Origin of the sequence: Chitinophaga sp. W2I13 (assembly GCF_050434005.1) — a bacterium.
Taxonomy (GTDB): domain Bacteria; phylum Bacteroidota; class Bacteroidia; order Chitinophagales; family Chitinophagaceae; genus Chitinophaga.
On the sequence record NZ_JBNPWD010000001.1, the window covers coordinates 3,425,001 to 3,430,000 of the forward strand.

Annotated in this window: 3 rRNA genes (2 of these 3 cut by a window edge); all 3 read left to right on the forward strand. The window is 45.5% G+C overall.

The window, feature by feature from the left end:
• Positions 1 to 1,780, forward strand: a 23S ribosomal RNA gene (locus QFZ48_RS14195); it begins 1,108 nt to the left of the window's first position.
• 83 nt (positions 1,781 to 1,863) lie between these two features.
• Positions 1,864 to 1,975 (forward strand): 5S ribosomal RNA (gene rrf / locus QFZ48_RS14200).
• Positions 1,976 to 2,595: 620 nt separating this feature from the next.
• A 23S ribosomal RNA gene (locus QFZ48_RS14205) occupies positions 2,596 to 5,000 on the forward strand (it continues 483 nt past the right edge of the window).

Here is a 5,000-nt window from a genome sequence, read left to right on the forward strand (position 1 = left end):
ATTCATTTAAAGAGTGCGTAACAGCTCACTGGTCGAGGGTTTGGGCACGGAAAATAATCGGGCATCAAACATATAACCGAAGCTTTAGGCCTAGTATGAATGTACTAGACGGTAGGGGAGCATTCTAAACTGCATCGAAGGTGTGTTGCGAAACATGCTGGAGCGTTTAGAAAAGAAAATGTAGGCATAAGTAACGATAAATAAGATGAAAAATCTTATCGCCGTAAGACTAAGGGTTCCTGATCAACGCTAATCGGATCAGGGTTAGTCGGGTCCTTAGGCAAAGCCGAAAGGTGTAGCTGATGGCAAACTGGTGAATATTCCAGTACCTGCTATAAATTCGATGGAGTAACGGAGTAGTGAAAGGATCGCGCACTTACGGAATAGTGCGTTAAAGGGTGTAGGTATAGGTTTGGTAGGAAAATCCGCCAGACTTGCTGAAGCCTGATAGTACAGCAAAGCTTCGGCCGCGCTGATAGTGTCCCTAATCAGACTTCCAAGAAAAACTTCTAAGGTTCGTTTATAGCAGCCCGTACCGTAAACCGACACAGGTAGTCGAGATGAGTATTCTCAGGCGCTCGAGTGATCCGTGGTAAAGGAACTAGGCAAATTGACGCTGTAACTTCGGGATAAGGCGTGCCACAGTGATGTGGCCTCAGTAAAATGGTACAACCAACTGTTTAACAAAAACACAGGGCCCTGCAAAATCGAAAGATGACGTATAGAGCCTGATACCTGCCCGGTGCTGGAAGGTTAAGGAAGGATGTTCGGAGCAATCCAAAGCTTCTGACTGAAGCCCCAGTAAACGGCGGCCGTAACTATAACGGTCCTAAGGTAGCGAAATTCCTTGTCGGGTAAGTTCCGACCTGCACGAATGGTCTAATGAGTTGTACACTGTCTCTACCACGAGCTCGGTGAAATTGTAGTATCGGTGAAGATGCCGGTTAATCGCAACGGGACGGAAAGACCCCGTGAACCTTCACTACAACTTAACATTGATTTTGAATGCCAGATGTGTAGGATAGTTGGGAGACTATGAAGCAGCTTCGCCAGGAGTTGTGGAGTCATCGTTGAAATACCAACCTTCTGTTATTTAGAGTCTAATCCCAGTAATGGGAGACATTGTTTGGTGGGTAGTTTGACTGGGGTGGTCGCCTCCTAAAAGGTAACGGAGGCTCGCAAAGGTACCCTCAGTACGGTTGGTAATCGTACGCAGAGCGCATTAGTATAAGGGTGCTTGACTGTGAGGCAAACAAGCCGAGCAGGTGCGAAAGCAGGCTAAAGTGATCCGGTGGTTCTGTATGGAAGGGCCATCGCTCAAAGGATAAAAGGTACTCCGGGGATAACAGGCTGATCTCACCCAAGAGCTCATATCGACGGTGAGGTTTGGCACCTCGATGTCGGTTCGTCACATCCTGGGGCTGGAGAAGGTCCCAAGGGTTCGGCTGTTCGCCGATTAAAGTGGCACGTGAACTGGGTTCAGAACGTCGCAAGACAGTTCGGTCCCTATCTGTTGTGATCGTTAGTAAATTGAGAGGACATGACCTTAGTACGAGAGGACCGGGTCGTACATACCGCTGGTGTATCTGTTGTGCCGCCAGGTGCAGTGCAGAGTAGCTATGTATGGATAGGATAAACGCTGAAAGCATCTAAGCGTGAAACCTGCTTCAAGATGAGTTTACTTTTAAGGGCCGTCGGAGACTACGACGTTGATAGGTTACAGGTGTAAGGGTGGTAACATCGCAGCCGAGTAATACTAATTGCCCGTAAGCTTTAATTTTTTAAATATTACGCAAAAGAGTCTTAGAATACAACTTTCCCGATATGTTATCTTATTAGTTTGCTGTAAAGCAAAAAAGATCTTATGGTGGTTATGCCGAGGGTGTTCACCTCTTCCCATTCCGAACAGAGAAGTTAAGCCCCTCATGGCCGATGGTACTGCAATATCATGCGGGAGAGTAGGTAGCTGCCATACTTATTAAGAGAAGCCTTGGTGCATTTGCACTGAGGCTTTTTCTTTCTTTAAGAGTAGACGCATCTGCTAAAGAGCAGATAATTTCATAAAGCGTCAGTACATTTTTACTCTAAAGCAATGATCCTCACACGGATTATAAAATTACACTCAGCCATAAGGTTGAAAACAATTTGAAATAAGATTGAAAAATAGTTTGAGAGAAAACTCAAATAGTTTTGTTTGCGAATGATAAAGGGCATATCTTTGCCATCCGCTTCAAAAAAGCTAGTGTTCTTTGTAAAATAGGGGTTTGATTATCGGAGATATTAATAGCACTTTCCCAATAGACAAGTCATTGATACTAAGATAATTAAAGATGCAAAATACTTCAAGAAAGTTTTGGTGATTAAATATAAGATCACTACCTTTGCAACCCCAACACAAACAATACAATACAGAGTATAAGTTCTTATAATAATAACAAGAAGATGTTTGACTAAAGAGTCACGGAGATCGGATCTCACACATCGTCAATAATCACGCAAATGAAAGCTCGTAAGAGCAGTCAGTGATTAAAAGTTCTTTGACATATTGGGAAATGCAAGTTGTATTCAAGATAGTAATATCTAAATACTAAATTTTTTAAAGCGAATAAGAGCGCATGGTGGATGCCTAGGATCTAAGAGGCGACGAAGGACGTGGTAAGCTGCGATAAGCTACGGGGAGATGCAAACGATCGTTACATCCGTAGATTTCCGAATGGGACAACCCAGTACACTGAAGGTGTATTACTCCGCAAGGAGGGCCAACGCAGGGAACTGAAACATCTAAGTACCTGCAGGAAAAGAAAATAAATAATGATTCCCTAAGTAGTGGCGAGCGAACGGGGAAGAGCCCAAACCGGATCGAAGCAATTCTGTCCGGGGTTGTAGGACTACTTTTAGAAAGTCAGATCAAGTTGAATCATCTGGAAAGATGAGCCGTAGCAGGTGATAGCCCTGTAGACAGAAATTCTGATGGACGTGTAGTATCCTGAGTAGTGCGGGACCGGAGGAATCCTGTATGAAACTGCCAGCACCATCTGGTAAGGCTAAATACTCCTTAGATACCGATAGTGAACCAGTACCGTAAGGGAAAGGTGAAAAGTACTCCGAACAGGAGAGTGAAATAGTTCCTGAAACCGTGCGCTTACAAGCGGTCGGAGCTCAGCAATGAGTGACGGCGTGCCTTTTGCATAATGAGCCTACGAGTTACTCCTCACTGGCAAGGTTAAGGTCTTCAGTACCGGAGCCGTAGCGAAAGCAAGTTCTAACAGAGCGAATCAGTCAGTGGGGGTAGACGCGAAACTTTGTGATCTATCCATGGGCAGGGTGAAGGTTAGGTAAAACTAACTGGAGGCCCGAACTCATTAGCGTTGAAAAGCTATGGGATGACCTGTGGATAGGGGTGAAAGGCCAATCAAACTGAGAGATAGCTCGTTCTCCCCGAAATGTTTTTAGGAACAGCCTTGGATATAGACGTATTATAGAGGTAGAGCTACTAATTGGGCTAGGGGGCTTCACCGCCTACCAAACCCTAATAAACTCCGAATGCTATAATATAATCTCCAGGAGTGAGGCTGTGGGCGCTAAGGTCCATGGCCGAGAGGGAAATAACCCAGACTAACAGCTAAGGTCCCTAATGATATGTTAAGTTGATCAAACGCGGTTCAAATCCTAAAACAGCCAGGATGTTGGCTTGGAAGCAGCCATTCATTTAAAGAGTGCGTAACAGCTCACTGGTCGAGGGTTTGGGCACGGAAAATAATCGGGCATCAAACATATAACCGAAGCTTTAGGCCTAGTATGAATGTACTAGACGGTAGGGGAGCATTCTAAACTGCATCGAAGGTGTGTTGCGAAACATGCTGGAGCGTTTAGAAAAGAAAATGTAGGCATAAGTAACGATAAATAAGATGAAAAATCTTATCGCCGTAAGACTAAGGGTTCCTGATCAACGCTAATCGGATCAGGGTTAGTCGGGTCCTTAGGCAAAGCCGAAAGGTGTAGCTGATGGCAAACTGGTGAATATTCCAGTACCTGCTATAAATTCGATGGAGTAACGGAGTAGTGAAAGGATCGCGCACTTACGGAATAGTGCGTTAAAGGGTGTAGGTATAGGTTTGGTAGGAAAATCCGCCAGACTTGCTGAAGCCTGATAGTACAGCAAAGCTTCGGCCGCGCTGATAGTATCCCTAATCAGACTTCCAAGAAAAACTTCTAAGGTTCGTTTATAGCAGCCCGTACCGTAAACCGACACAGGTAGTCGAGATGAGTATTCTCAGGCGCTCGAGTGATCCGTGGTAAAGGAACTAGGCAAATTGACGCTGTAACTTCGGGATAAGGCGTGCCGCAGTGATGCGGCCTCAGTAAAATGGTACAACCAACTGTTTAACAAAAACACAGGGCCCTGCAAAATCGAAAGATGACGTATAGAGCCTGATACCTGCCCGGTGCTGGAAGGTTAAGGAAGGATGTTCGGAGCAATCCAAAGCTTCTGACTGAAGCCCCAGTAAACGGCGGCCGTAACTATAACGGTCCTAAGGTAGCGAAATTCCTTGTCGGGTAAGTTCCGACCTGCACGAATGGTCTAATGAGTTGTACACTGTCTCTACCACGAGCTCGGTGAAATTGTAGTATCGGTGAAGATGCCGGTTAATCGCAACGGGACGGAAAGACCCCGTGAACCTTCACTACAACTTAACATTGATTTTGAATGCCAGATGTGTAGGATAGTTGGGAGACTATGAAGCAGCTTCGCCAGGAGTTGTGGAGTCATCGTTGAAATACCAACCTTCTGTTATTTAGAGTCTAATCCCTGCAAAGGGAGACATTGTTTGGTGGGTAGTTTGACTGGGGTGGTCGCCTCCTAAAAGGTAACGGAGGCTCGCAAAGGTACCCTCAGTACGGTTGGTAATCGTACGCAGAGCGCATTAGTATAAGGGTGCTTGACTGTGAGGCAAACAAGCCGAGCAGGTGCGAAAGCAGGCTAAAGTGATCCGGTGGTT